The 21,619-nt window shown below is 68.6% G+C and carries 20 protein-coding genes; 3 read left to right on the forward strand and 17 right to left on the reverse strand.

Features of this window, described 5'->3' with window-relative positions:
* Positions 1-26: 26 nt before the first annotated feature.
* From ACFOWB_RS17395 to ACFOWB_RS17420, 6 genes are all read right to left on the reverse strand, one after another.
* Positions 27-842 carry a carbohydrate ABC transporter permease gene (locus ACFOWB_RS17395; RefSeq protein ID WP_378148533.1) on the reverse strand — a complete coding sequence of 272 codons (816 nt, stop codon included), beginning with the start codon at positions 840-842 and terminating at the stop codon, positions 27-29.
* 1 nt (position 843) lies between these two features.
* A complete protein-coding gene (locus ACFOWB_RS17400; RefSeq protein ID WP_378148535.1) occupies positions 844-1,767 on the reverse strand; it encodes a carbohydrate ABC transporter permease in 924 nt (307 codons plus the stop codon).
* Positions 1,768-2,019: 252 nt separating this feature from the next.
* Positions 2,020-3,420 carry an extracellular solute-binding protein gene (locus tag ACFOWB_RS17405; protein WP_378148537.1) on the reverse strand — a complete coding sequence of 467 codons (1,401 nt, stop codon included), beginning with the start codon at positions 3,418-3,420 and terminating at the stop codon, positions 2,020-2,022.
* Positions 3,421-3,487: 67 nt separating this feature from the next.
* Positions 3,488-4,588 carry an ABC transporter ATP-binding protein gene (locus ACFOWB_RS17410; protein WP_378148539.1) on the reverse strand — a complete coding sequence of 367 codons (1,101 nt, stop codon included), beginning with the start codon at positions 4,586-4,588 and terminating at the stop codon, positions 3,488-3,490.
* Positions 4,585-5,688, reverse strand: a complete 1,104-nt coding sequence (locus tag ACFOWB_RS17415; RefSeq protein ID WP_378148542.1) for an ABC transporter ATP-binding protein — start codon at positions 5,686-5,688, stop codon at positions 4,585-4,587. Before ACFOWB_RS17415 ends, ACFOWB_RS17410 begins: the two co-directional genes overlap by 4 nt.
* Positions 5,689-5,979: 291 nt before the next feature.
* Entirely contained in the window at positions 5,980-6,489 is a 510-nt protein-coding gene (locus ACFOWB_RS17420; RefSeq protein WP_261403404.1) for a MarR family winged helix-turn-helix transcriptional regulator, read from the reverse strand.
* 110 nt (positions 6,490-6,599) lie between these two features.
* Between ACFOWB_RS17420 and ACFOWB_RS17425 the strand changes: the two genes are divergently transcribed.
* On the forward strand, positions 6,600-8,177 hold the full coding sequence (locus tag ACFOWB_RS17425; RefSeq protein WP_378148544.1) for a GMC family oxidoreductase: 1,578 nt from the start codon (positions 6,600-6,602) through the stop codon (positions 8,175-8,177).
* A 47-nt stretch (positions 8,178-8,224) separates the two neighbouring features.
* Here ACFOWB_RS17425 and ACFOWB_RS17430 read toward each other — a convergent pair whose 3' ends face one another.
* The 5 genes from ACFOWB_RS17430 to ACFOWB_RS17450 form a co-directional block, all read right to left on the reverse strand.
* Positions 8,225-9,157 carry an alpha/beta fold hydrolase gene (locus tag ACFOWB_RS17430; protein ID WP_378148546.1) on the reverse strand — a complete coding sequence of 311 codons (933 nt, stop codon included), beginning with the start codon at positions 9,155-9,157 and terminating at the stop codon, positions 8,225-8,227.
* A complete protein-coding gene (locus ACFOWB_RS17435; protein ID WP_378148548.1) occupies positions 9,154-10,233 on the reverse strand; it encodes a tartrate dehydrogenase in 1,080 nt (359 codons plus the stop codon). The genes ACFOWB_RS17430 and ACFOWB_RS17435 overlap by 4 nt, the downstream gene beginning before the upstream one ends.
* Before the next feature lie 195 nt (positions 10,234-10,428).
* The gene (locus ACFOWB_RS17440) at positions 10,429-11,397 is read right to left on the reverse strand and encodes a tripartite tricarboxylate transporter substrate-binding protein (RefSeq protein ID WP_261403405.1); all 969 of its coding nucleotides are present in this window, start codon (positions 11,395-11,397) and stop codon (positions 10,429-10,431) included.
* Between the two features lie 194 nt (positions 11,398-11,591).
* On the reverse strand, positions 11,592-12,665 hold the full coding sequence (locus ACFOWB_RS17445) for a tartrate dehydrogenase (protein WP_261403406.1): 1,074 nt from the start codon (positions 12,663-12,665) through the stop codon (positions 11,592-11,594).
* Between the two features lie 328 nt (positions 12,666-12,993).
* Complete coding sequence (locus ACFOWB_RS17450) at positions 12,994-13,872, reverse strand: LysR family transcriptional regulator (protein ID WP_378148551.1); 879 nt, start codon at positions 13,870-13,872, stop codon at positions 12,994-12,996.
* A 247-nt stretch (positions 13,873-14,119) separates the two neighbouring features.
* Between ACFOWB_RS17450 and ACFOWB_RS17455 the strand changes: the two genes are divergently transcribed.
* On the forward strand, positions 14,120-15,283 hold the full coding sequence (locus ACFOWB_RS17455; RefSeq protein WP_261403408.1) for a mandelate racemase/muconate lactonizing enzyme family protein: 1,164 nt from the start codon (positions 14,120-14,122) through the stop codon (positions 15,281-15,283).
* A gap of 58 nt (positions 15,284-15,341) precedes the next feature.
* Here ACFOWB_RS17455 and ada read toward each other — a convergent pair whose 3' ends face one another.
* Entirely contained in the window at positions 15,342-16,445 is a 1,104-nt protein-coding gene (ada, locus tag ACFOWB_RS17460; RefSeq protein WP_378148555.1) for a bifunctional DNA-binding transcriptional regulator/O6-methylguanine-DNA methyltransferase Ada, read from the reverse strand.
* A 167-nt stretch (positions 16,446-16,612) separates the two neighbouring features.
* On the opposite strand from ada, the gene ACFOWB_RS17465 reads away from it, so the two are divergent.
* Positions 16,613-17,056, forward strand: a complete 444-nt coding sequence (locus tag ACFOWB_RS17465) for a DUF3617 domain-containing protein (RefSeq protein ID WP_261403409.1) — start codon at positions 16,613-16,615, stop codon at positions 17,054-17,056.
* Between the two features lie 34 nt (positions 17,057-17,090).
* Here the strand turns inward: ACFOWB_RS17465 and ACFOWB_RS17470 are convergent, their stop codons facing one another.
* The 5 genes from ACFOWB_RS17470 to ACFOWB_RS17490 form a co-directional block, all read right to left on the reverse strand.
* On the reverse strand, positions 17,091-17,690 hold the full coding sequence (locus tag ACFOWB_RS17470) for a HupE/UreJ family protein (protein ID WP_261403410.1): 600 nt from the start codon (positions 17,688-17,690) through the stop codon (positions 17,091-17,093).
* 12 nt (positions 17,691-17,702) lie between these two features.
* Positions 17,703-18,224, reverse strand: a complete 522-nt coding sequence (locus ACFOWB_RS17475; protein WP_261403411.1) for a hypothetical protein — start codon at positions 18,222-18,224, stop codon at positions 17,703-17,705.
* A 182-nt stretch (positions 18,225-18,406) separates the two neighbouring features.
* A complete protein-coding gene (locus tag ACFOWB_RS17480) occupies positions 18,407-19,612 on the reverse strand; it encodes an agmatinase family protein (RefSeq protein WP_261403412.1) in 1,206 nt (401 codons plus the stop codon).
* 262 nt (positions 19,613-19,874) lie between these two features.
* The gene (locus ACFOWB_RS17485) at positions 19,875-20,651 is read right to left on the reverse strand and encodes an ABC transporter ATP-binding protein (RefSeq protein WP_261403413.1); all 777 of its coding nucleotides are present in this window, start codon (positions 20,649-20,651) and stop codon (positions 19,875-19,877) included.
* Positions 20,648-21,469 carry an ABC transporter permease gene (locus tag ACFOWB_RS17490; protein WP_261403414.1) on the reverse strand — a complete coding sequence of 274 codons (822 nt, stop codon included), beginning with the start codon at positions 21,467-21,469 and terminating at the stop codon, positions 20,648-20,650. Before ACFOWB_RS17490 ends, ACFOWB_RS17485 begins: the two co-directional genes overlap by 4 nt.
* Positions 21,470-21,619 lie beyond the last annotated feature (150 nt).

A 21,619-nucleotide genomic window follows, 5' to 3' on the forward strand; every position in this document is an offset into this window, starting at 1 on the left:
ACGACCTCCATCATGAGTGCAGGCCCTTAGCCCTTCACCGCGCCGAGGGTCAGGCCGCGCACGATGTGCCGCTGGAGCAGCAGCACGACGGTGAGCACGGGGATGAGCGCCACGATGCCCACCACCGCGACCTCGCCCCAGCGCACGCCCTGCGCCGTGATGAGCTTCGGGATCGCGACGGGCAGCGTCTGGATGCGGTCGCCGCCGAGCATGAAGGCGAACAGGAACTCGTTCCACGCGAAGATGAAGCAGAGCACCGAGGTCGCCACGATCCCGCTGCGCAGGAGCGGCAGCGTCACGCGCCAGAAGATCTGGAGCCGCGACCAGCCTTCGAGAGCGGCGGCCTCCTCGAGCTCCACCGGCAGGTCGCGGCAGAAGCTTCGCAGCACCCAGACGTAGAACGAGAGGTTGAAGGTGAGATAGGCGATCGTCAGTCCCGTGAAGGTGTCCAGAAGCCCGACCTTGGCGAAGATCAGGTAGAACGGGATCACGAGACAGACGGGCGGGCCCATCCGGGTTGCGAGGATGAACAGGAACAGGTCGTCCTTGGCCCTCATCTCGAAGCGCGCGAAGGCGTAGGCCGCGGGCGTGCCGATCAGCACCACGAGCGCCGTCGAGATCGAGCACAGCACGAAGGACGTCAGCAGGTTCCAGGCGAAGCCTTCGGCGACGACGTAGTTGAAGTTCGCGAGCGTCGGCGTGAACAGGAACTCGGTCGGCCGCGCGAACATGACGTCGGCGGGCTTGACCATCATGGAGCCCATCCACAGGACGGGGAACAGGATCAGGAGCGCGTAGATCGCCGCGACGGCCGTCCAGATGAGGCTGGATTTCTTCGCCATCTCAGAACGCCCCCAGCTTCTTCTTGGCGATCTGGTAGAAGACGTTGCAGAAGATGAAGAACGCCGCCCAGACCAGCACGGCGAGCGCCGACGCCTCGCCGATGTTCCAGAACTCGAAGGTCATCTTGTAGGCGAGCACGCTCGGCGTCTGGGTCACGACGCCCGGGCCCCCGCCCGTCAGGATGAAGACCGTGTCGAACACCTTGAAGGCGTCGATCAGCCGAAGCAGCGTGATCACGACGAGCAGAGGCGTCATCATCGGCAGCGTGATCTTGAAGAAGACCCGCAAAGGCGAGGCGCCGTCGACCGCGGCCGCGCGGTAGGGGCCGACCGGCATCGCCTGAAGCCCGGCGAAGAAGGCCAGCATCATGAAGGGCGACCACTGCCAGATGTCGACGAAGATCAGCGCGTAGAGCGCGAGGTCCGGCGAGGCGAAGACCGACTGGTCGCCGAGCATGCCGAAGCGTTCGAACACGTTGAAGGAGATGAGGCCCCAGGAGCCCGCCAGCATGATCTTCCACAACAGGCCGACGACGATCGGGGCCATCATGGTGGGAATGAAGAGAAGCGGCACCAGCGCCGAGCGGCCGCGCACGCCCGCGCTCAGCACCAGCGCGCCGCCAAGCCCGATCATGAACTCGATCGGCACCGCGATCCCGACGAAAAGCCCCGCGACCTTGAGCGAGTTCCAGAAGGCCGGATCGGACAGCAGCTTCACGTAGTTGTCGAAGCCGATGAAGTCGCCGACGCGGCCGTACTTCGCCTTGTGGAAGCTCAGATAGATCGCGTAGGCGAAGGGGATCAGCGAGACGACCACCAGCGTGATCATCGTCGGGGCGATCAGCAGATACGGGTACCAGAAGCCCTGCTCTCGGGGCTTCCGGCGCGCTGCGGGCGCGGCTGATGCTTCTGTTGCGACGGACATGCGGTGTTTTTTCCGTTGGGCTGCGGGGCCCTAAACAAGAAGAAGTTCCGGACGCACGGACTGCGTGCTTCGAGACGCCCGGCCGACGGGCGGGCTCCTGAGCGTGAGGGGCGCGGCGGACGCCAGGTCCCAAACCTCCCTCATGCTGAGGAGCCGTCCGGAGCACGACGTCCCGAAGGACGCAGTCCCTTCGATGCAGCGGTCTAGAGAGGCTCCGGACGGCGGACCGCCCGGAGCCTCGCCGTCGTCACGTCAGAGCGTGCACTTCTCGCCGCAGATGCGGACGAGCGCCTTCTGGCCTTCGGCCGCGCCCTGTTCGGGCGTCAGCTTGCCGAGGCCGACCTGCTGGACGATGCCCGAAAGCGCGTCCGACATTTCGAGGTATTTCGGCAGGCGAGGCTTGGCCGCCGCGACGTCCAGCGTCGCCTTCATGGCGGTGAATAGGCTTGGGTTCGCGGCGTCCTTGAGGACCGGCGCCGCCCACGAGCTCTCGCGGATCGGCACGCCGCCCTTGCCGGCTTCGAGCAGCGTCGCCTGCTGCTTCTTGTCGGTCAGCCACTGCATGAACAGGAAGGTCGGCTTCGGGTTCTTGCTGCCGGCCGCGATCGCGATCATCGAGGGCTCGGCCTCGGCGGAGGCGAATTTCGGATCGGCGCCCTCTTTGACCGGAATGCCCGCGTAGACGAACTTGCCGGCGAGCGGAGAGGCCCCCGGCTTGTCGACGCCGAGCACGAAGTCGGAGAAGGCGACCGCCTGCGCCGCGATGCCGTTGCCCATGACGGTCGGCACGTCGAGCAGCGAGTATTCGGCCGTGCCGGGAGGCGCGAACTTCCAGAGCTCGGCGTAGGTCTTGAGCGCAGCGACCGTCGCGGGCGTGTCGAAGGCCGGCTTGCCAGAGGCGTCGATCAGGTCGCCGCCATAGTTCTTGAGGATGTCGTTGACGAAGGTGAAGAGCGACGCCGGACCCTTCACGCCGTCGAACACGATGCCGTAGAAGTCGCCGTCGAGCGGCTTGCCGGCGAGCGTCGCGCCCTTCTTGCGGGTGAAGAACTCGGCGATGTCGCGCAGCTGCCCGAGCGTCTTGGGCGGGGCGAGGTCGTAGCCGTACTTGGCCTTGAACGCGGTCTTCTCGCCGTCGTCGCCGAGCAGGTCGGCGCGGGCCCAATAGACCTGATTGTAGTTCCAGTTGATCAGGCCGTACTGCTTGCCGTCGTGGAAGGCGACCGACTTGAACGGCTTCTGGATGAAGTCGGCGGTGTCGAGGTTGGGGTTGGAGATCGACTTGTCGGCGACGAGGTCGTCGATCGGCAGCAGCGCCTCGGCCTCGAGCATCTGCCCCATCTGGAAGCCGTGCAGCATGACGGCGTCGAAATGGCCGCGGCCCGAGAGCATGTCGGCCTGGCCGCGGTTGATCACCTCCATGTGGCCGAGCAGCTGGTACTCGACCTTGATGCCGGTCTCTTTCTCGAATTCCGGCACGAGCTTGGCGAGCGCCTCCTGCAGCGGCGTCACCTCGTCGAGCACCCGGATCGAGACGCCCTTGTAGGGCTTGGCGGCTTCCGCATAGGAGAAGTCCGCGGCGCCCGCCGGACCGGCGAGCCCCAGGGCGAGCACGGCGGCCGAGGCCGCGGTCGCAAGTTTCCCGAATGTCATCGTGGCACCACCCCGTTCTGTTGGCCGCCGAGCCCCGCTGCGGTCGGCGAATGGCTGTTTCAGTTCCTCACGCGGCCGAGGCCGAAATCGCCCTGCCGGTTTCCCCGTCGAACAGCGCGATCGCGGCGGGCGGACAGGAAAGGCCCGCGGCCTCGCCGATCCGGACCTGCGCGGCGTCGCGCGTCTTGATCTTGATCTGCGCGCCGTCGCTCGCGCTGAAGGTGACGATCTCGTGCTTGCCGAAGGGCTCGTGCGAGTAGATCTCGCCCGTGACCGCGCCGGCCGCGCCCGCAGGCGCAAGCGCAAGCTCCGACGCGCGAAGGCCGAGCCAGACGGTTTTGCCGCGCGCCGCCGCCGCCATGCCGTTCGGCAGCGCGATCTGAAGCCCTGCGCGCCGGAACGACGTCGCGCCGGCCTCCTCGACGAGTTCGCCGCCGAGCACGCTCATGGGCGGATCGCCGATCAGCCGCGCGACCGTGACGCTCGCGGGCCGCAGCCAGATCTCCTCGGGCGTTCCCACCTGCTCGATCCGGCCGCCGTCGATCACCGCCACCTTGTCGCCGACCGAGAGCGCCTCGAGCCCGTCCGGCGTCGCCCAGATCGACGGGCTGTCGCGCGTCATCAGGCGCTTGCGGATCGCGCCGCGCAGCTTGTGACGGAGCTTGGCGTCGAGATGCGAGATCGGCTCGTCGAGCAGGAGCGCGCGCGGCGCCTGCACGAGCGCGCGGGCGAGCGCGGCGCGCTGCTTCTGGCCGCCGGAAAGCGCGACGGGAAGCCGATCGCCGAGATGCGCGATCTCGAGCAGCGTCAGCACCTCCTTGACCGTCGCGTCATGACGGTCGCGCGGAACCGCGCTTCCGGGAGCCTGGAGGGGCGACAGGGCGTTCTGGCGGACGGTGAGATGCGGATAGAGCGCGTAGGACTCGAACAGGAACGCGACGCCGCGCTTGCCCGGCGCGACGCCCTCCATCGACTGCCCGCCGAGCCGCACGGAGCCGGCGTCCGGCTTTTCGAGGCCCGCGACGACGCGACAGAGCGTGGTCTTGCCGGCGCCCGAGGGACCGGTCAGCGCCAGCACCTCGCCGGGGCCGACGGACAAGCTCACGCCGTCGAGCGCGAGCGTCTCGCCGAAGCGCTCGGCGACGCCCGAGAGCGCGAGGCCGCTCATGCGAGCCGCTCCACGTTGCGTTCGCTGGCGCGATGGAACAGGTGGACCTTTTCGGGCGCGATCGACACGCAGACGAAGTCGCCGGGCCGGACGTCCGAGGGACCTGCGATCTCGACGAGGATGTCGACGTCCGCGCCGGTCCTCGGCTCGAGAACCAGCGAGTCCGCGTCGCCCCGGCATTCGCGGTAGCTGACGATCGCGTCGGCTTTCACGCCGTCGCATCGCGTGATCGCAAGGTGCTCGGGCCGCATGCCGACGATGAGGTCGTCGCCGCGCGCCTGCGCGAGCGCCGCCCTCAGCGGCGACACGGCGAAGGAGCGGCCGAACGCCTCGACAAAGACGGCGCCGTCGTCGGCGGGCCGGCCGGCGAGCATGTTCATCGGCGGTTCGCCGATGAAGTTCGCGACGAACACGTTGGCCGGCCGCTCATACATCGCCTCGGGCGTATCCACCTGCTGCAGCACGCCGTGGCGCATCACCGCGATGCGGTCGGCCATCGCGGTCGCCTCGGTCTGGTCGTGGGTGACGAGGATCGAGGTGACGCCGCGCGTCTTCTGCAGGCGCTTGATCTCGGTGCGAAGCTGGACGCGCTGGTCGCCGTCGAGATGGGAGAGCGGCTCGTCGAAGAGGATGAGGCGCGGGTCGCGCACCAGCGCGCGGCCGATCGAGATGCGCTGCATCGCGCCGCCCGAAAGCCCCGCAACGGGCCGGTCGGCCATGCCGGTCAGGCCGAGCAGCGCGAGCGCGTCGTCGACGCGCGCCTTCGCGGTCTCGCGATCGACGCCGCGGGCGGAGAGCGGAAACGCGATGTTCTCGCGCACGCTCATGCGGGGGTAGAGGCTGTAGTCCTCGAACACCATCGCGATGTTGCGCGCGCCGGGCTCGAGCCGCGACACCGGCTCGTCGTCGAAGCGGATTTCGCCCTCGGAGAGATCCTCGAGCCCGGCCGCCATCTTGAGGGTCGAGCTCTTGCCGCAGCCGGACGGCCCGAGCAGCGCCAGCATCTCGCCGTCGCCGCAGACGAGGTTGAGATCGGCGACCGCCGGCGTCTCCACGCCGGCGTATCGTTTCGTCACCGCCTCGAACCGCACCACAGTCATCAGTGTACGTCCTATTTGTCGTCGGAGCAGTCGCGGACGTGCGCCTGGCGGGCGACGCCGGACCGATCCGGAAGCCGACTTAGACAAATTCTGGCAATCAAGTTGCATGCCAAGCGCTGGAAACAGCGGGCGCGGCCGGCTAGCGGCGACGTCTAGCGGGAACCTGTCGGGCGGCCATGACCAGAATCGTGACGCCTGCTCACGCCCGGCGCCTCATCGAAAGGCAATCGTCATGGTACTGATGATTTTGACTGGAGAGCCTGCTGTGGCGCTTCGCGCGCGGCGCGGCCGTCAGCCGACGACCGGCGAGCGGCTCATCGAATTGCTGTTCTCGACGAGCGCCGCCAGATCCTCGAGGAACCGTTCGCGCCGTTCCGGCGGCAGGGCCGCGAGCGTGCGCTCGTGAGCCCGCGAGGCGCTCTGCTCGACGCGTTTCAGCGCCGCTCGTCCGATGTCCGTCAGCATCGCGAGCTTCATCCGGCGATCCTCGGGCGACAGCTTGCGGCGGACGAAGCGGCGGCGCTCCAGCCGCACGATCACCTCGGCGACGTTGGTGCGGTCGAGCCCCACGGCGCGCGAGAGCGCCGCCTGCTCGACCGCGCCCATCTGGTCGAGCGCCGTCAGCACGCTGTACTGCACCGGCGTCAGTCCCTCGGACGCGCATTCCTCGAGAAACAGCGCGACATGGATCTGGTGCAGCCGGCGGATCAGGAAGCCCGGCCGCGCCTGCAGGGGCCGAAGGCGCCAGCCTTCGGCGGCCTCCTCGGTCGGCTCGGCGATCTCCGGCTCTGTCACGCTCATCGGCTCGGTCGGCTCCTCCACGCGACCTCGCCATGGCGGGTCGGCGTGATCAACCCTGCAAAAGTCGCGCCCCGCGATCTTTTCCGCCTCGAACCTCCGGTGGCCTGCGCATGACCCTGCCTGTCAAAGAGTCCTATGACGTCGTCGTCTGCGGCGGCGGCGCGGCCGGCTGCGTGATCGCAGGGCGGCTCGCCTCGCTTGGCGAGGTCAGCGTGCTGCTTCTCGAGGCCGGCGGCCCGGGCGACGTGGTCGAGGTGACGGATCCGAGGATCTGGATGCGCAACATCGGCTCCGAGCGCGACTGGCGCTTCGCCTCCGAGCCTTGCGCCGGGCTGAACGGCCGCCGCGCGCCGCTGCCGATGGGCCGCGTGCTCGGCGGCGGATCGAGCGTCAACGGGCTCGTCTGGGCGCGCGGCCACAAGGCGGACTTCGATCTGTGGGAGGCCGAGACCGGCGACGCCGGCTGGGGCTTTGATTCCGCGGTGGCGCTCTACAGGCGGATCGAGAGCTGGGACGGACCGCCTTCCGCGATGCGGGGCGCGTCCGGGCCCATGACCATCACGCTGCCGAAGGATCCTGTCCCGGTGGTCGGCGCGCTGCTGGAGGCGACCTCGGCGCTCGGGATCCCGCGCGTCGACGACCACAACGCCGAGGCCATGGCCGGCGACGGCTGCTGCGCGATCGCCAACGTCAACGTCGCGCCGGACGGAACGCGCGTCTCGACCGCGCGCGCCTATCTCGCCCCGCAGATGGAAAGGCCGAACCTGACCGTCCTGACCGGCGCGACCGTCCGCCGGGTCCGGATCGAAGGCGGCCGCGCCACAGGCGTCGAATTCGAGTCCGGCGGCGAAATCCGGCTCGTGGAGGCCCGTCGCGAGGTCGTGCTGTCGCTTGGCGGGATCCACACGCCGAAGACGCTGATGCTGTCAGGCGTCGGCGACGAGGCGGAGCTGAAGCGCCACGGGATCGAGGTCGCGCAACGCCTGCCCGGCGTCGGCGGCAATTTTCAGGACCACATCCTCGTCGGCGGCTGCGTGTTCGAATACCGGACCCCGGAGCCGCCGCGGAACAACTCGGCGGAGTTCACCTTCTTCTGCAAAAGCGACGCCTCTCTGCCCTCGCCCGACCTCCAGCCCATGCTGGAGGAGACGGCCTTCGGCTCCGAGGTGACCGGCCCCGCCTATGGGCTGCCGACCGATCCGTCGCTGGCCTTCACGCTGGCGCCCGGCCTGATCCGTCCCAAGAGCCGCGGCCGCGTCTCGCTCACGGGCGCGCGCCCTGAAGACCCGGTCCGCATCGACGCCAATTTCCTGAGCGAGGCGGCGGACGTCGCGGCGCTCAGGATCGCGCTGGAGCTCTGCCGGGAGATCGGCAATTCCGAAACGCTGCGGCCTTTCGTGAAGCGCGAGCTAATGCCCGGCCCGCTGGCCGACGCGGAGCAGCTGACCTTCCTGCGGAACGCGGCCGGCACCTACTTCCACCAGTCCTGCACCGCCAGGATGGGGCGTGATCCGATGGCCGTCGTCGACGGCAGCCTGAAGGTCTATGGCGTCGAGAACCTGCGCGTCGCCGACGCGTCCGTCATGCCGGCGATCGCGGGCGGCAACACGCTCGCGCCCTGCGTCCTGATCGGCGAACGCGCGTCCGACCTGATCGCGGGAGACCTTGGCTTCGCGCCGCGCTGGTGAGCGGCGGCGGCGCCCAAGGCCGTCGCGGCCGGACGATCGGCGACCGCTCAGGCCGATCGCGGGGACGCGCCCTCGGACGACAGGAAGTCGAGCAAAGCCCGAAGCGTCTCTTTGGGCAGCTCCTCCTGCAGCGTGTGGCCGCAGTCGAGCGGGCGGCCGGTGACGTCGACCGCCTTCTCGCGCCAGGTTTCGAGGACGTCATACGTCCGGCCGACCACGCCGCGCGCGCCCCACAGGGCAAGGAGCGGGCATGCGACGCGGCTTTCCGCGTCGGCCGCATCGTGCTCGAGGTCGATGGTCGCGGCGGCGCGATAGTCTTCGCAGACCGCGTGGACGCCCTCGGGCGAGCGGTAGCAGCGCAGATATTCCTGGAACGCCGCCTCCTCGGTCGCGCCAGGGATCTTGTTCTGGCGCTCGACGTGCTCGCGCAGAAAGAACTCGACGTCGGCCAGGATCATGCGCTCGGGCAGCGGCGCGGGCTGGATCAGGAAGAACCACCAGAAATAGCGGCTGGCGAAATCCTTGTCGGTGCGGGCGTACATCGTCGCGGTCGGCGCGATGTCGATCACGCAGAGCTTCGTCAGGCTTTCCGGATGGTCGAGCGCGAGCCGGTGGCCGACCCGCCCTCCCCGGTCGTGGCCGACCATCGCGAAGCGCTCGTGGCCCAGCGCCCGCATGGTCGCCACGACATCCGCGGCCATGGCGCGCTTGGAATAGTTGACGTGGCCCTCGCCGCCCTCGGGCTTGGCGCTGTCGCCATAGCCGCGCAGGTCCGGGCAGACGACCGTGAAGCGCCGCGCGAGCTCGGGCGCGATCTTGCGCCAGGTGATATGCGTCTGGGGGTGGCCGTGCAGCAGCACGAGCGGCGGACCCTCGCCCGCCATCGCCGCGCGGATCGTGACGCCGTCGCCGAGCTCGACGTCGACCAGCCGGAACCCTTCGAGGAAGGGATCCGGCCCGATCTCGCGGAGCTCGCTCACGACAGCGCGTCCGCCACCGCCTTGCCGCAGGTGACCGTGTCGGCCTTGCCGCCGAGGTCGCGGGTGCGCAGCCGCTCGTCCGCCAGCACGGTCTCGATCGCCGTGACGATCGCCTTGCCGGCTTCGACTTCGCCGAGATGCTCCAGCATCATGGCCGCCGACCAGATCTGGCCGATCGGGTTCGCGATCCCCTGACCCGCGATGTCGGGCGCCGAGCCGTGCACGGGCTCGAACAGCGAGGGGTGCTTGCGCTCCGGATTGATGTTGCCCGACGGCGCGATGCCGATCGTGCCGGTGCAGGCGGGGCCGAGGTCGGAGAGGATGTCGCCGAACAGGTTCGAGGCCACCACGACGTCGAACTTTTCCGGTCGCAGCACGAAGAAGGCGGTCAGGATGTCGATGTGGTACTTGTCGGTCTCGATGTCGGGATACTGCGCCCGCATCTCCTCGAAGCGCTCATCCCAATAGGGCATCGTGATCGCGATGCCGTTGGACTTGGTCGCCGAGGTGACCTTCTTGCGCGGCCGGGTGCGGGCCAGCTCGAAGGCGTATTTCATGATGCGGTCGACGCCGGTGCGCGTGAAGACCGTCTCCTGGATGACCGCCTCGCGCTCGGTGCCGGGGAACATGCGCCCGCCGATCGCCGAATACTCCCCTTCCGTGTTCTCGCGCACGACGTAAAAATCGATGTCGCCGACCTTGCGGCCCGCAAGGGGACACTTCACTCCAGGCATCAGCCGCGCGGGGCGCACCGAGGCGTACTGGTCGAACTCGCGACGGAACTGGATCAGCGATCCCCAGAGCGATTCATGGTCGGGCAGAACCGCCGGCCAGCCGACCGCGCCGAAGAAGATCGCGTCCTTGGGCGCGATGTCCTCCTTCCAGTTCTCCGGCATCATCCGCTTGTGCTTTAGCCAGTAATCGGCCGAGGCGTAGTCGTAGTCGGAGCCGCGGATCTCGAAGCCGAATTTCTTGGCCGCCGCCTCGAGCACCCGGACGCCCTCCGGAACCGTCTCCTTGCCGATGCCGTCCCCGGGAATGTTGGCGATGGTGTAGACGCGGTTGGTGTCGGGCATTGTCTTCACATCCTGCTCGTTCAGTGGCCGTCGGGCGGCCGAGAGGGAGTGCGTGCTTCGAGACGGCTGCTCGCGCAGCCTCCTCAGCATGAGGAGCGTGGAGGATCGAGACCGAAACGATCCTCATGCTGAGGAGCCCGCCCGGTCGGGGCGGGCGTCTCGAAGCACGCTGTTGGCTTCTATCAGGTCACGACGTCAGTCCGCGAACTGGCCCGCGGCCTTGATCACCGGGCCCCAGCGATCGATCTCGGAGATCAGCCGCGCCTTAAGCGCGGCAGGCGTCGCCTGATCCTTGGTTGCGGCCGTCGTCGCGATCTTGGCGAACTTCTCCTGCAGCGCCGGATCTGCGAGCGTCGTCTGCAGCGCGCCGGAGAGCTTCTGGATGATCGCGTCCGGCGTCCCGGCCGGCGCGTAGATGCCGTGCCAGGTCGACATTTCGAACCCCTTGAGGCCCGCCTCCCCGGTGGTCGGCACGTTCGGAAGCTGCGTCAGGCGCTTGGGCGCAGTCACCGCGAAGGCCTTCACCTTGCCCTCGGTGATCGGACCGGTGGTGTTCGTCGCCTGGTCGCAGGTCATGTCGATCTGCTTGCCCATGAGGTCGGTCATGATCGGGCCGTTGCCCTTGTAGGGCACCGTCGTCATCTGCGCGCCGATGGCGGACTGGAACAGCACCCCGCAGAGATGCGACGACGCCCCGAGACCGGCATGGGCGTAAGTCAGCTTGTCGCCGTCGGCCTTGATCTTGGCCACCAGCTCCTCGAGCGTGTTGGCCGGGAAGTCGGTGCGCGTGATCACCGTCGAGGGCGCGTCGGAGATGAGGCCGATCGGCGCGAAGGCGGTCTTGGTGTCGAACGACAGCTTCCGATAGAGCGCCGGCGCGGTCGAGATGCCGATGTGGTGGACCATCAGCGTGTAGCCGTCGGGATCCGAGCGCGCGACGCGCGTCGAGGCGAGCGTGCCGCCCGCGCCGGTGACGTTCTCGACCACAAACTGTTTTCCGAGCGCCCGGCCCATGCCCTCGGCGGTCATTCGCGCGATGGCGTCCGTCGGTCCGCCGGCCGCATAGGGCACGATCACGGTGACGGGGCGGCTCGGATAGTCGTCCTGGGCGTGAGCTGCGCCGGCCATGAGGCACAGCGCGGCGAGAGCGGCGATGATGCGCATGTCAGTTCCTCCCATGATGGCGGATCGAGCCGCCTTTTCTTGTTTTTCACCGGGGTGGTCCCCGTCCGTCTTGTCTCCCCGTCATGCCCGGCGGAGCCGGGTATCCACGACTTTCTGAGGGCGTGGAGCTCCTGCCCCAAGTCGTGGATACCCGCGAAGACGCGGGCATGACGGCGTTGTTTCCGCGCCAGACCTCACACGTTCGACGAGTGGATCGCGTCGACCACCGCGTCGGTGACCTCCTTGGTGTTGGCCGTGCCGCCGACGTCGGGCGTCAGGATGCCTGCGCCCGTCACCTTCTCGACCGCGCGCATCAGGCGCGCCGCGCCATCCGTCTCGCCGAGGTGGTCGAGCATCTGCGCGGCGGTCCAGAAGCTCGCGACGGGGTTGGCGATCCCCTTGCCCGTGATGTCGAAGGCAGAACCGTGGATCGGCTCGAACATCGAGGGGAAGCGGCGCTCGGGGTCGATGTTTGCGGTCGGCGCGACGCCGAGCGAGCCCGCGAGCGCGCCGGCGAGGTCGGACAGCACGTCGGCGTGGAGGTTGGTGGCCACGATCGTGTCAAGCGACTGGGGTTTGAGCGTCATCCGCACCGTCATGGCGTCGACCAGCATCTTGTCCCAGGTCACGTCCGGGAACTCCTGCGCGACCTCGGCCGCGATCTCGTCCCACATCACCATGCCGTGGCGCTGGGCGTTGGATTTCGTCACCACCGTCAGCAGCTTGCGGGGACGCGACTGCGCGAGCTTGAAGGCGTAGCGCATCACGCGGGTGACGCCGACGCGGGTGAAGATCGCGACCTCTGTGCCGACCTCTTCGGGCAGGCCGCGATGCACCCGCCCGCCGGCGCCGGCGTATTCGCCCTCGGAGTTCTCGCGGATGATCACCCAGTCGAGGTCGCCGGGGCCGCAATTCCTGAGCGGCGGGGTGATGCCCGGCAGGATCTTGGTCGGGCGGACATTGGCGTATTGGTCAAAACCCTGGCAGATCGGCAGCCGCAGGCCCCACAGCGTGATGTGGTCCGGCACGTCCGGCGCGCCGACGGCGCCGAAATAGATCGCGTCGAATTTTTTGAGTGTCGTCAGACCGTCCGCCGGCATCATCACGCCATGCTTCTTGTAGTGATCCGAGCCCCAGTCGAAGGTCTGGAAGTTGAACGTCACGTCGCCGAGCCGCTTCTCAAGGCTCTTCAGCACGGTCTCGCCCGCGGCAATGACTTCTGGGCCGATGCCGTCGGCCGGAATGCTGGCGATGGCGTATTCGCGCATGGGGCGTGTCTCCCGAAGGTCTGGCGCCGGCTCATGACAAGCGGCCCGCGTCCGTTGATTTCGGAGGGAACAATCCGCCTGGTGCGGCCGAAGGGTCCAATGCCGACATGGCGTCGCGTCATGCCGAAGCGGCATGGGAAGAGGCATAGCTCCCCGTCTCGCGCCCTCGACGCTCCTCATCCTGAGAAGCCCGCGCAGCGGGCGTCTCGAAGGACGCAGTCCGCCCATGGAGCGCCCGCCTCGGAACGCGACTGCGTGCTTCGAGACGCCGACCTGCGGCCGGCTCCTCAGCATGAGGATCGAGGGAGGTTCTGAATACAGGCGGCGCTCAGCCCTTCAGCGACGTCCAGAAGGCCTCCGCCGCGGGCCCGAGCCTCCCCGCCCCGCGAAACAAACGGATTTCGACCTCGATCGAGACATCCATATCCGCCGCAACTGTCAGGCGCCCGTCCCTCAGCGGCTCTTCGGCGAGCGCGAGCGGCAGCCAGGCGAGGCCTTCGCCGGCGCAGGCCATGGAGAGCAGCGTCGCGCCGAGGTGGCTCGTGAAGGCGATCTCGGCGTCGCGGGAATTGAAGCGCGCCGCCACGATCCGGCCGATGCCGGACTGTTCGGCGTAGGACAGCAACCGCACTCGCCGCCCCTTTTCGCCGGGCCACGGAAAGCGCGGACGGCCCTCCCCGTCGGGCGAAGACACGGGAAGGATGCGGTCTCGCCCCACAACCACGCTCGGGAAGCGGTTGGCCTCGAACAGTTCCGGCAGTTCCGGATCGTGGTGGCAGAGCAGGAACTCGGCGTCGCCGCGCCGCATCACCTGCTCGCACGCCGCCATGTTGTCGGAGATCAGCCGGATCGAGCCGAGGCCAGGCGCGGCCGTCCGCACCCATCCCGGAAAGAACGTGAAGGACAGAGCGTGGGTGCAGCAGAAGCGCACGGCGTGGGCCTCGCGGCCGGAAATGGCCTTCACCTCGCGCTTCACGTCGTGGATGCGCCGGACGATCTCGCCCGCATGGGCGAGCACGTGCGCGCCCGCGGGCGTCAGCGACACGCCGCGCGGCCCGCGCTCGAACATGTCGGCGCCGATCCAGTTCTCGAAGGACTTTATGCGGCGGCTGAACGCGGGCTGCGTGACGTTCCGGGCGTCGGCGGCGCGCGAGAAATTTCGCGCTTCGGCGAGGGCGAGGAAGTCTTCGAGCCAGACGAGTTCCATCGATCGACACCGTCTCCGCCGCCACCGCCGTCATGCCCGCGCTTTCGCGCGGGTATCCACGACTTCCTTTTGCATCGGCCGAGCTCGACGCCCAAGTCGTGGATACCCGGCTTCGCCGGGCATGACGGCCGAGGTGTAGCACGCCTCCGGCGCTATGCGCATCCGGCATCGATTCTTCAGGCATCAGCATTGGAGTTCGAGCGCGGACCCATGCCAAACCCGACGTCGAAACACGAAGGAGCATGCCATGCGCATCGTCGACGTCCGCGAGGTCACCAAGCCGATCTCCTCGCCCATCCGCAACGCCTATATCGACTTCTCGAAGATGACCTCGAGCCTCGTGGCCGTGGTCACGGACGTGGTGCGGGACGGCGAGCCGGTCGTCGGCTACGGCTTCAATTCGAACGGCCGCTACGGCCAGGGCGGCCTGATCCGCGAACGCTTCGCCGACCGCCTCACCGGGGCCGATCCGAAGTCGCTGCTGAACGAGGCCGGCGACAACATCGACCCGGACAAGTGCTGGGCCGCGATGATGACCAACGAGAAGCCGGGCGGCCACGGCGAGCGCTCGGTGGCGGTCGGCACGCTCGACATGGCGATCTGGGACGCGGTGGCGAAGATCGCAGGCAAGCCGCTGTTCCGGCTGCTCGCCGAACGTCACGGCTTGCAGGCGAATCCCAAGGTCTTCGTCTACGCCGCGGGCGGCTACTACTACCCGGGCAAGGACGACACGCAGCTTCGCGGCGAAATGCGCGGCTATCTCGACCGCGGCTACAAGGTCGTGAAGATGAAGATCGGCGGCGCGTCTCTGCCTGAGGACTGTCGCCGCATCGAGGCGGTGCTGGCCGAGATCGGCTCGGACGCGCAGCTCGCCGTCGACGCCAACGGCCGCTTCGACCTCGAGACCGGGATCGCGTACGCCAAGGCGCTGCGGGAGTATCCGCTGTTCTGGTACGAGGAGATCGGCGACCCGCTCGACTACCAGCTGCAGGCAGCCCTCGCAGAGTTCTATCCCGGCCCGATGGCGACGGGCGAGAACCTGTTCTCCCATCAGGACGCGCGCAACCTGCTGCGCTACGGCGGCATGCGGCCGGACCGCGACTGGCTGCAGTTCGACTGCGCGCTCTCCTACGGCCTGTGCGAATACCAGCGCACGCTCGAGGCGCTTAAAGTGGCCGGGTGGTCGTGGAGCCGCTGCATCCCGCATGGCGGCCACCAGATGTCGCTCAACATCGCGGCCGGGCTCGGGCTCGGCGGCAACGAGAGCTATCCCGACCTCTTCCAGCCCTATGGCGGCTTCCCGGACACCGTGCGGGTCGAGAACAGCTATGTGACGATGCCGGAGCTTCCGGGCATCGGCTTCGAGGGCAAGTCCGACCTCATCAAGGTCATGCGCGAACTCGCCAGCTGAGACCGCCGATCCTCCCCGTCACGCCGGCTCTTCGGGCGGCATGACGGCGGAGGCTCTCTCACTTCGCCGCCTTCTCCCGGTCGATCAGCGCCTGCTTGCGCTCCGCGCCCCAGCGATAGCCGGAGAGGCCGCCGTCGGCCCGCACCACGCGGTGGCAGGGGATCGCCACCGCGATCATGTTGGCGCCGCAGGCCATGCCGACCGCGCGCGCCGCTTTAGGTTCGCCCATGCGCCGCGCGAGCTCGGCGTAGCTGACCGTCTCGCCCATCGGAACGTCGCGCAAAGCTGTCCAGACCCGCTGCTGGAACGCGGTGCCGCGAATGTCGAGCGGCAGGTCGAGCCCCACGCCCGGCGCCTCCACGAAGCCGATCACCTGCGCGACCAGCGCTTCGAACGCGGGCTCGCCGCCGATCAGCTCCGCTTTCGGAAACCGGTCCTGCAGCGCGCGGGCGAGCGCATCCGGATCGTCGCCGAGCAGGATGGCGCAGACGCCCCGCTGGCTTGCCGCGACGAGAATGGAGCCCAGCGAACACTCGGCGATCGCGAAGCGGATCTCTGCGTCGCGGCCGCCGTCGCGATAGGCGCCGGGCGTCATGCCAAGCATCCGGTCGGCGCTCTCGTAAAACCGGCCGTTCGAGTTGAAGCCGGAGGCGTAGATGGTCGAGGTGACGTTCTCCTGCGCCTTCCCTAGGTTCTCCCGCACCCTGCCCGCCCGCACAGCGTCGGCATAGGCCTTCGGGGTCAGCCCCGTCGCCGCCTTGAAGGCGCGGTGGAAGTGAAAGGCGCTCAAGCCGGCGGCCTCCGCCAGTCGGTCGAGCGTCGGCGGCTCGTCCGCCTGTTCGATCATCCGGCAGGCGCGCGCGATCTTGTCGGCGTGACGCCCGCCTGCCTCCTTCGGCCGGCAGCGCTTGCAGGCGCGAAAACCCGCGGCCTCGGCGGCTTCGGTCGTGGCGTGGAAGGCGACGTTCTCGCGCTTGGCCCGCCGCGAGGCGCAGGATGGGCGGCAATAGACGCCGGTCGTGCGCACCGAATAGACGAAGCGGCCGTCCTGGGCCGCGTCGCGCTCGACGACCGCGCGCCAGCGCGGGTCGCTCTCGGCCGGATCGATCGTGGAGGCGGGGTCGGCGGTCATTGTCTCAGCATGCATCTTCTCGGCGTACATGGCGTCTCTCCTTGCCGGATCGAAGGTCATGGCGCTGAGATAACCGCGGCCGCCCGGCCGCGCGCTCCGCGGCTTGCGGCGCAATCGAAAGAGTTCCGGCGCAAGAATCGGAGCGCCGAGAGCGCCGTTCGGGCGATGATCGGAAGAGGAAACGGGAGGGAGCAGCGATGCGCAGTTTAGGACGAGGGTTCGCTTTCGCGCTGTCCGCGACGCTTGCGTCGCCGGTCCTCGCGCAGAACCCGGCCGTGCCGGACGGTCTCTACGAGGTCGAATACCGCCTCGACCTGCCGCATCTCGAGAACCACGACGTCCAGACCCGAAAGGTCTGCCTGAAGGACGTCGGCGGCGGCTCGGCTTTTCCGGTGCTGAGCGCCAACAATCCGCTGGCCGCCTGCCCCGCCGACAAACTGAAGCGCGAAGGCGCGGACGTCTCGTTCGAGATCCGCTGCCCCGGCGGCGGCGCGGCGCGCGGGCTCGCGCTCTATTCGATCATGGCCGACCGGTTCCAGGGCTCGATCGCCATGACCATGGGCGGCAAGAACATGACGATGACCGAGGTCCAGCGCGGCAAGCGCGTCGGCGACTGCGAGGCCGCGGCTCCGACGAACTGAGGGCCGCGCGCCGAACGCGCGGCCCCCGGACGTTTCAAAGCGCGCCCGCGAGGATCGCGACGCCCGCAAGCGCCGCGAGGCCGCCCGCCGCGCGGGTGACGAGCGGCCCCTGCGCCTCGCCGATCCGGCCAATCAGCGCGCCGAAGCCGACGCCGGCCGCATGGAGCGCGGCGGTCGCGAGCATGAAGCCAGCCGCATAGGCCGCGCCGCCTCCGGTCTCAGGCGCCTCGGCGCCGTGCGCGTAGCCGTGGAACGTCGCGAAGACGCCGACTGCGGCCATCGCGACGGCGACCGGCGCCTTGAGGCCGAACGCGACCGCCGCGCCGAGCGCGACGATCGAGAGCGCGATGCCGGTCTCGACGAACGGCACCTCGATGCCCGCCATGCCGAGGCCGCCGCCTGCAGCCATCACGACCACGAAGGTCGCGGGCACGAGCCAGAGCGCGCGGCCGCCGAGCTGGTAGGCGAAGACGCCGACCATCACCATGGCGAGCACATGGTCGAGGCCGCCGACCGGATGGCCGAGACCCGCCATGAAGCCCACGGCCTCGCCGTGGCCGGGATGGGCGAAGGCGGCGGTCGGGACGAGAAGGGCGGAGGCCGCAAGGAGCGGGCGGAGAGTGCGGAAGCTCATGGGTCTATCCCTTCAGCTCTTCGAGGTTTCAAAGAAGGAGGCTTCGCTGCGGTCGGCGAGCGACTTGGCGGACGCGAGATCAAGCCGCTGGATCGCCTGCCCGTCGTGGAACAGGAAGGCGAGGCGCCGGCGGCGGGAGGTCATCTTGGCGGGCAGCGGATCGTAGCGCACGCCCGCGCCGCCGAGGAGCGGCGCGACCGCGCCGACGTCGACGAGGTCCTCGGTCTCGACCCGCAGGAGGTGAAGGCGCTTGCCCGAGCCGTCCTCGCCCACAAACGGCACGCCCGCGACGCGCAGGAAGCTCGTCACGTCGGAAGCGTGCATGAAGGCCTCGACGAAGGCCGCCTCGACGAGGTCGAGGTCGGTCTTGCGCGGATCCACGTCCGGATGAGCGTGTCCGTGCGGCAGATGCGGCGTCTGCCACTGCACGGATTTCGCGGCTGGCTGGTTGTGGCCGTGGCCGTGAGAGTGCGAATGGCTGTGGCTATGCCCGCCGCCGCTATGGTCGTGATGGTGATCGTGGCCGTTGTGCATGGCTCAGATCCTCCCTCGGACGAGCGCAAGCGCGTGCTTCGAGACGGCGCTTCGCGCCTCCTCAGCATGAGGAGGGACGAGACCTCCGTCACGCGTGCTTCCGCAATTCTCCACGTCCCTCATGCTGAGGAGCCCGGCGCAGCCGGGCGTCTCGAAGCACGCAGTCGATCTCCGCGCGCGCATCAGAACGTCACCGGCTTGTCGATGATCGACTTGTGCTTGCCGAGAGTGCCGTTCGACACCATCGAGCCGAGCGCCTCGACGATCACGCGGGTGCCGAACAGCGCCGTGATGTCCGATGTGTCGTAGGGCGGCGAGACCTCCACGACCTCGAGGCCGCAGATGCCCGGCGCGGTGACGAGGCCGAGGATCTTGAGCGCCTCGCGCGGCAGGAAGCCGCCCGGCTCCGGCCAGCCGGTGCCCGGCACGAAGCCGCAGTCGATCGAGTCCACGTCGAACGAGATGTAGACCGCGTCGGCGTCCTTCCAGGCGAGCTCCAGCGCGATCTCGGCGGTCTTTTCCAGGCCGAACTTCTCGATGTCCTCGATCGTCAGCACGTTGGTGTCGCGCCGACGCGCCTCGGAGACGCCGTAGCGCGGCACCTGCCAGCCGCCGATGCCGAGCTGCACGAGGTTTTTCGGCGAAACGTTCGGCAGATTGGTCGCCCAGAACCACGGCGTGGTGTGCATCCGCTCGTCGAGATCCTTCTCCTGGATGTCGATGTGGCGGTCGAAGTGGATGATGCCGATGCGCTTCGACGTGCATTCGGCGATGCCGCGCACGCAGGGGAAGCCGATCGAATGGTCGCCGCCGATCATGATCGGCAGCGCGCCCGACGAGGCGACATGGGAGACGCCGCGGGTGATCTGGTCGAACGACTTCTCGAGGTTGGCGGGGATCGTGAACACGTCGCCGGCGTCGCAGAGCGTCATCTGCTCGCGGAGATCGACGCCGAGCTCGTAATTGTAGGGCGTGTAGAGCGCCGAGATGCGCCGCACGCCCTGCGGCCCGAAGCGGGTGCCGGGGCGATAGGTGGTGCCGGAGTCGAACGGGATGCCGAGCACCGCGGCGTCGTATTTGCCGACGTCGCGCACGTTCTCGACGTAAGGCGCCTTCATGAAGGTGTTGATGCCGGCGAAATGCGGAAGCTCGCCGCGCGCGAAGGTCGGAATCGACTTGTCGGTGATCGAGTCGGCGCCGGGCAGGCCCATGTCGAGCGCCCATTGCTGCTCTTTCCGCCACATGGTCTCGGGCAGGCGGCTCTCGGCGTCGAGCGCCTTCCAGCCTTGGGTCTCCATCTTCGAGAAATCGGGATGGTGGCGACGCAGACGCTCGCGCGAGGGCGCAAGACCTGCCGCGCGGCCGCGGCTGGCGCGTGACGGGATCATTCGGCTTCTCCTTGGGTAAGGCTGGCCGTCTTCCCGAGCCAATTCGGGAACGTCATCAGCGGGTAGAACTTGTGATGAGGCGTCGTCCCAACAGGCGCCGGGACCATGCGCGGGAAACGCCGCGCCCTTGTCCCGGACTTGATCCGGGACCCAGAACCGATGCGGCTCCCAAAGAGAGAGCGGCGCTCGAAGCGCGTTTCCGGATACGCTGTCGGTTCTGGGTCCCGGATCAAGTCCGGGACGAGGGGCGCGAGCCGCATGCTCACTGCGCGGCCATCAGCGGAATGGGCCTCGCAAAGCCCAGCACCGGCACCGCGCCCTCGCGCGTGAGATCGAGATCGTAGGTGACGCGCGCGCCGTAGCGGCCCGGCGCCTGCGGGTCGTGGCGCACCTTGTCGAAGGCCACCACCCGTGTGCCGAGGTTGAACGCCTCCTTGAGGTCGTGCGTCACCATGATCACCGTCATGCCGGCCTGCTCCCACAGCGGCTTGATGAGCGCGTGCATCTGCGCCCTCGTGCCGGGATCGAGCGCGCCGAACGGCTCGTCGAGCAATAGCACCTTCGGATCTTTCGCCAAGGCTTGAGCGATTGCCAGCCGTTGCTGCATGCCGCCCGAGAGCGCGCTCGGATGCTTGTCGCGATGGGCCCCGAGCCCGACGGCCACGATCAGCTCCTCGGCGCGCTCCTTCGCCCGGCGCTTGGCCGCCCCGAACAGCTTGCCGAGGAACCGCGACTGGCCGAGCTCATAGGCCAGCACGACGTTGCCGAGCACGGTGAGGTGCGGGAACACCGAGTAACGCTGGAACACGACGCCGCGGTCGGCGTCGGGCTCGTCGGGCAGCGGCTTGCCGTCGAGCAGCAGGCGGCCGCGGCTTGGGCGGTCCTGGCCGAGCACCATGCGCAGGAACGTGCTCTTGCCGCAGCCCGAGGGGCCGACGACCGACAGGAACGCGCCGGACTTCACCTCGAAATCGAGGTTCTCGATGACGATCTGGTCGCCGAACTCGGCCCAGACGTTCTCGACCGTGATCGTGCTCATCGGCGTTCCCCCACATAGGCCCATGGGAAGGCTTTTCGCGAGAGCTTTGCGAGCAGCAGGTCGAGCGTGAAGGCGATCAGCGTGATCCAGGCGACGTAAGGCAGGATGACGTCCATCGCGAGATAGCGGCGCACGAGGAAGATGCGGTAGCCGAGCCCTGAATCCGAGGCGATGGCTTCGGCGGCGATCAGGAACAGGAACGCCGGGCCGAGCTGCAGGCGCACGACTTCGATCAGCCGAGGCGTGATCTGCGGGAGCACCACGCGAACGACCGTCGTCCATGTGGAGGCGCCGAGCGTCTGCGCCTTCACCAGTTGCTCGGTCGGGATCGCCTGAACCGTCATGGCGATGTCGCGCACGATCGGCGGCGCGACCCCGATGACGATGAGGATCACCTTCGAGAGCTCCCCCAGCCCGAAGATGATGAAGAGGATGGGCAGGATCGCCATGGGCGGGATCATGGAGATCACCGCGACGAGCGCCCCGCCGCCGGCGTTCGCCACCGGCAGGATGCCGAGCGCGATCCCGAGCACGAGGCCGACCACCGTCGCGAAGCCCAAGCCCAGCGCCAGGCGCTGCAGGCTCGAGAGCGTGTCGGCGAGCATCGTGATCTCGCCGGTGCGCCGGTCGGGCTCGAAGGCGAGCCGCGAGGTGGTCGCGGCCATCTCCGAGACCGGCGGCAGCAGCTTGTCGTTCGGGTTTTCGGCGCGCCGCTCGGCCGAGCCGATCACGTAGACGGCGGCGAGCAGCAGGAACGGCAGGATCGCGAGCAGCAGCCGCGGCCCGGCCGCCGGCCGTATGTTCATCGCACGACGCATGAAACCACCTTGAAGCCACCCGTCATCCCGGACGGCCGCAAGGCCGATCCGGGATCGTTTTCAGGAGAGGGCGCGAGCTCGGAAGACGATCCCGGCTCTACGCGGCTGCGCCGCTTCGGCCGGGATGACACCCTTGGTCCCGCGCGCCTT

Origin of the sequence: Chenggangzhangella methanolivorans, assembly GCF_042648545.1 — a bacterium.
In the GTDB taxonomy this organism is placed as follows: domain Bacteria; phylum Pseudomonadota; class Alphaproteobacteria; order Rhizobiales; family Methylopilaceae; genus Methylopila; species Methylopila methanolivorans.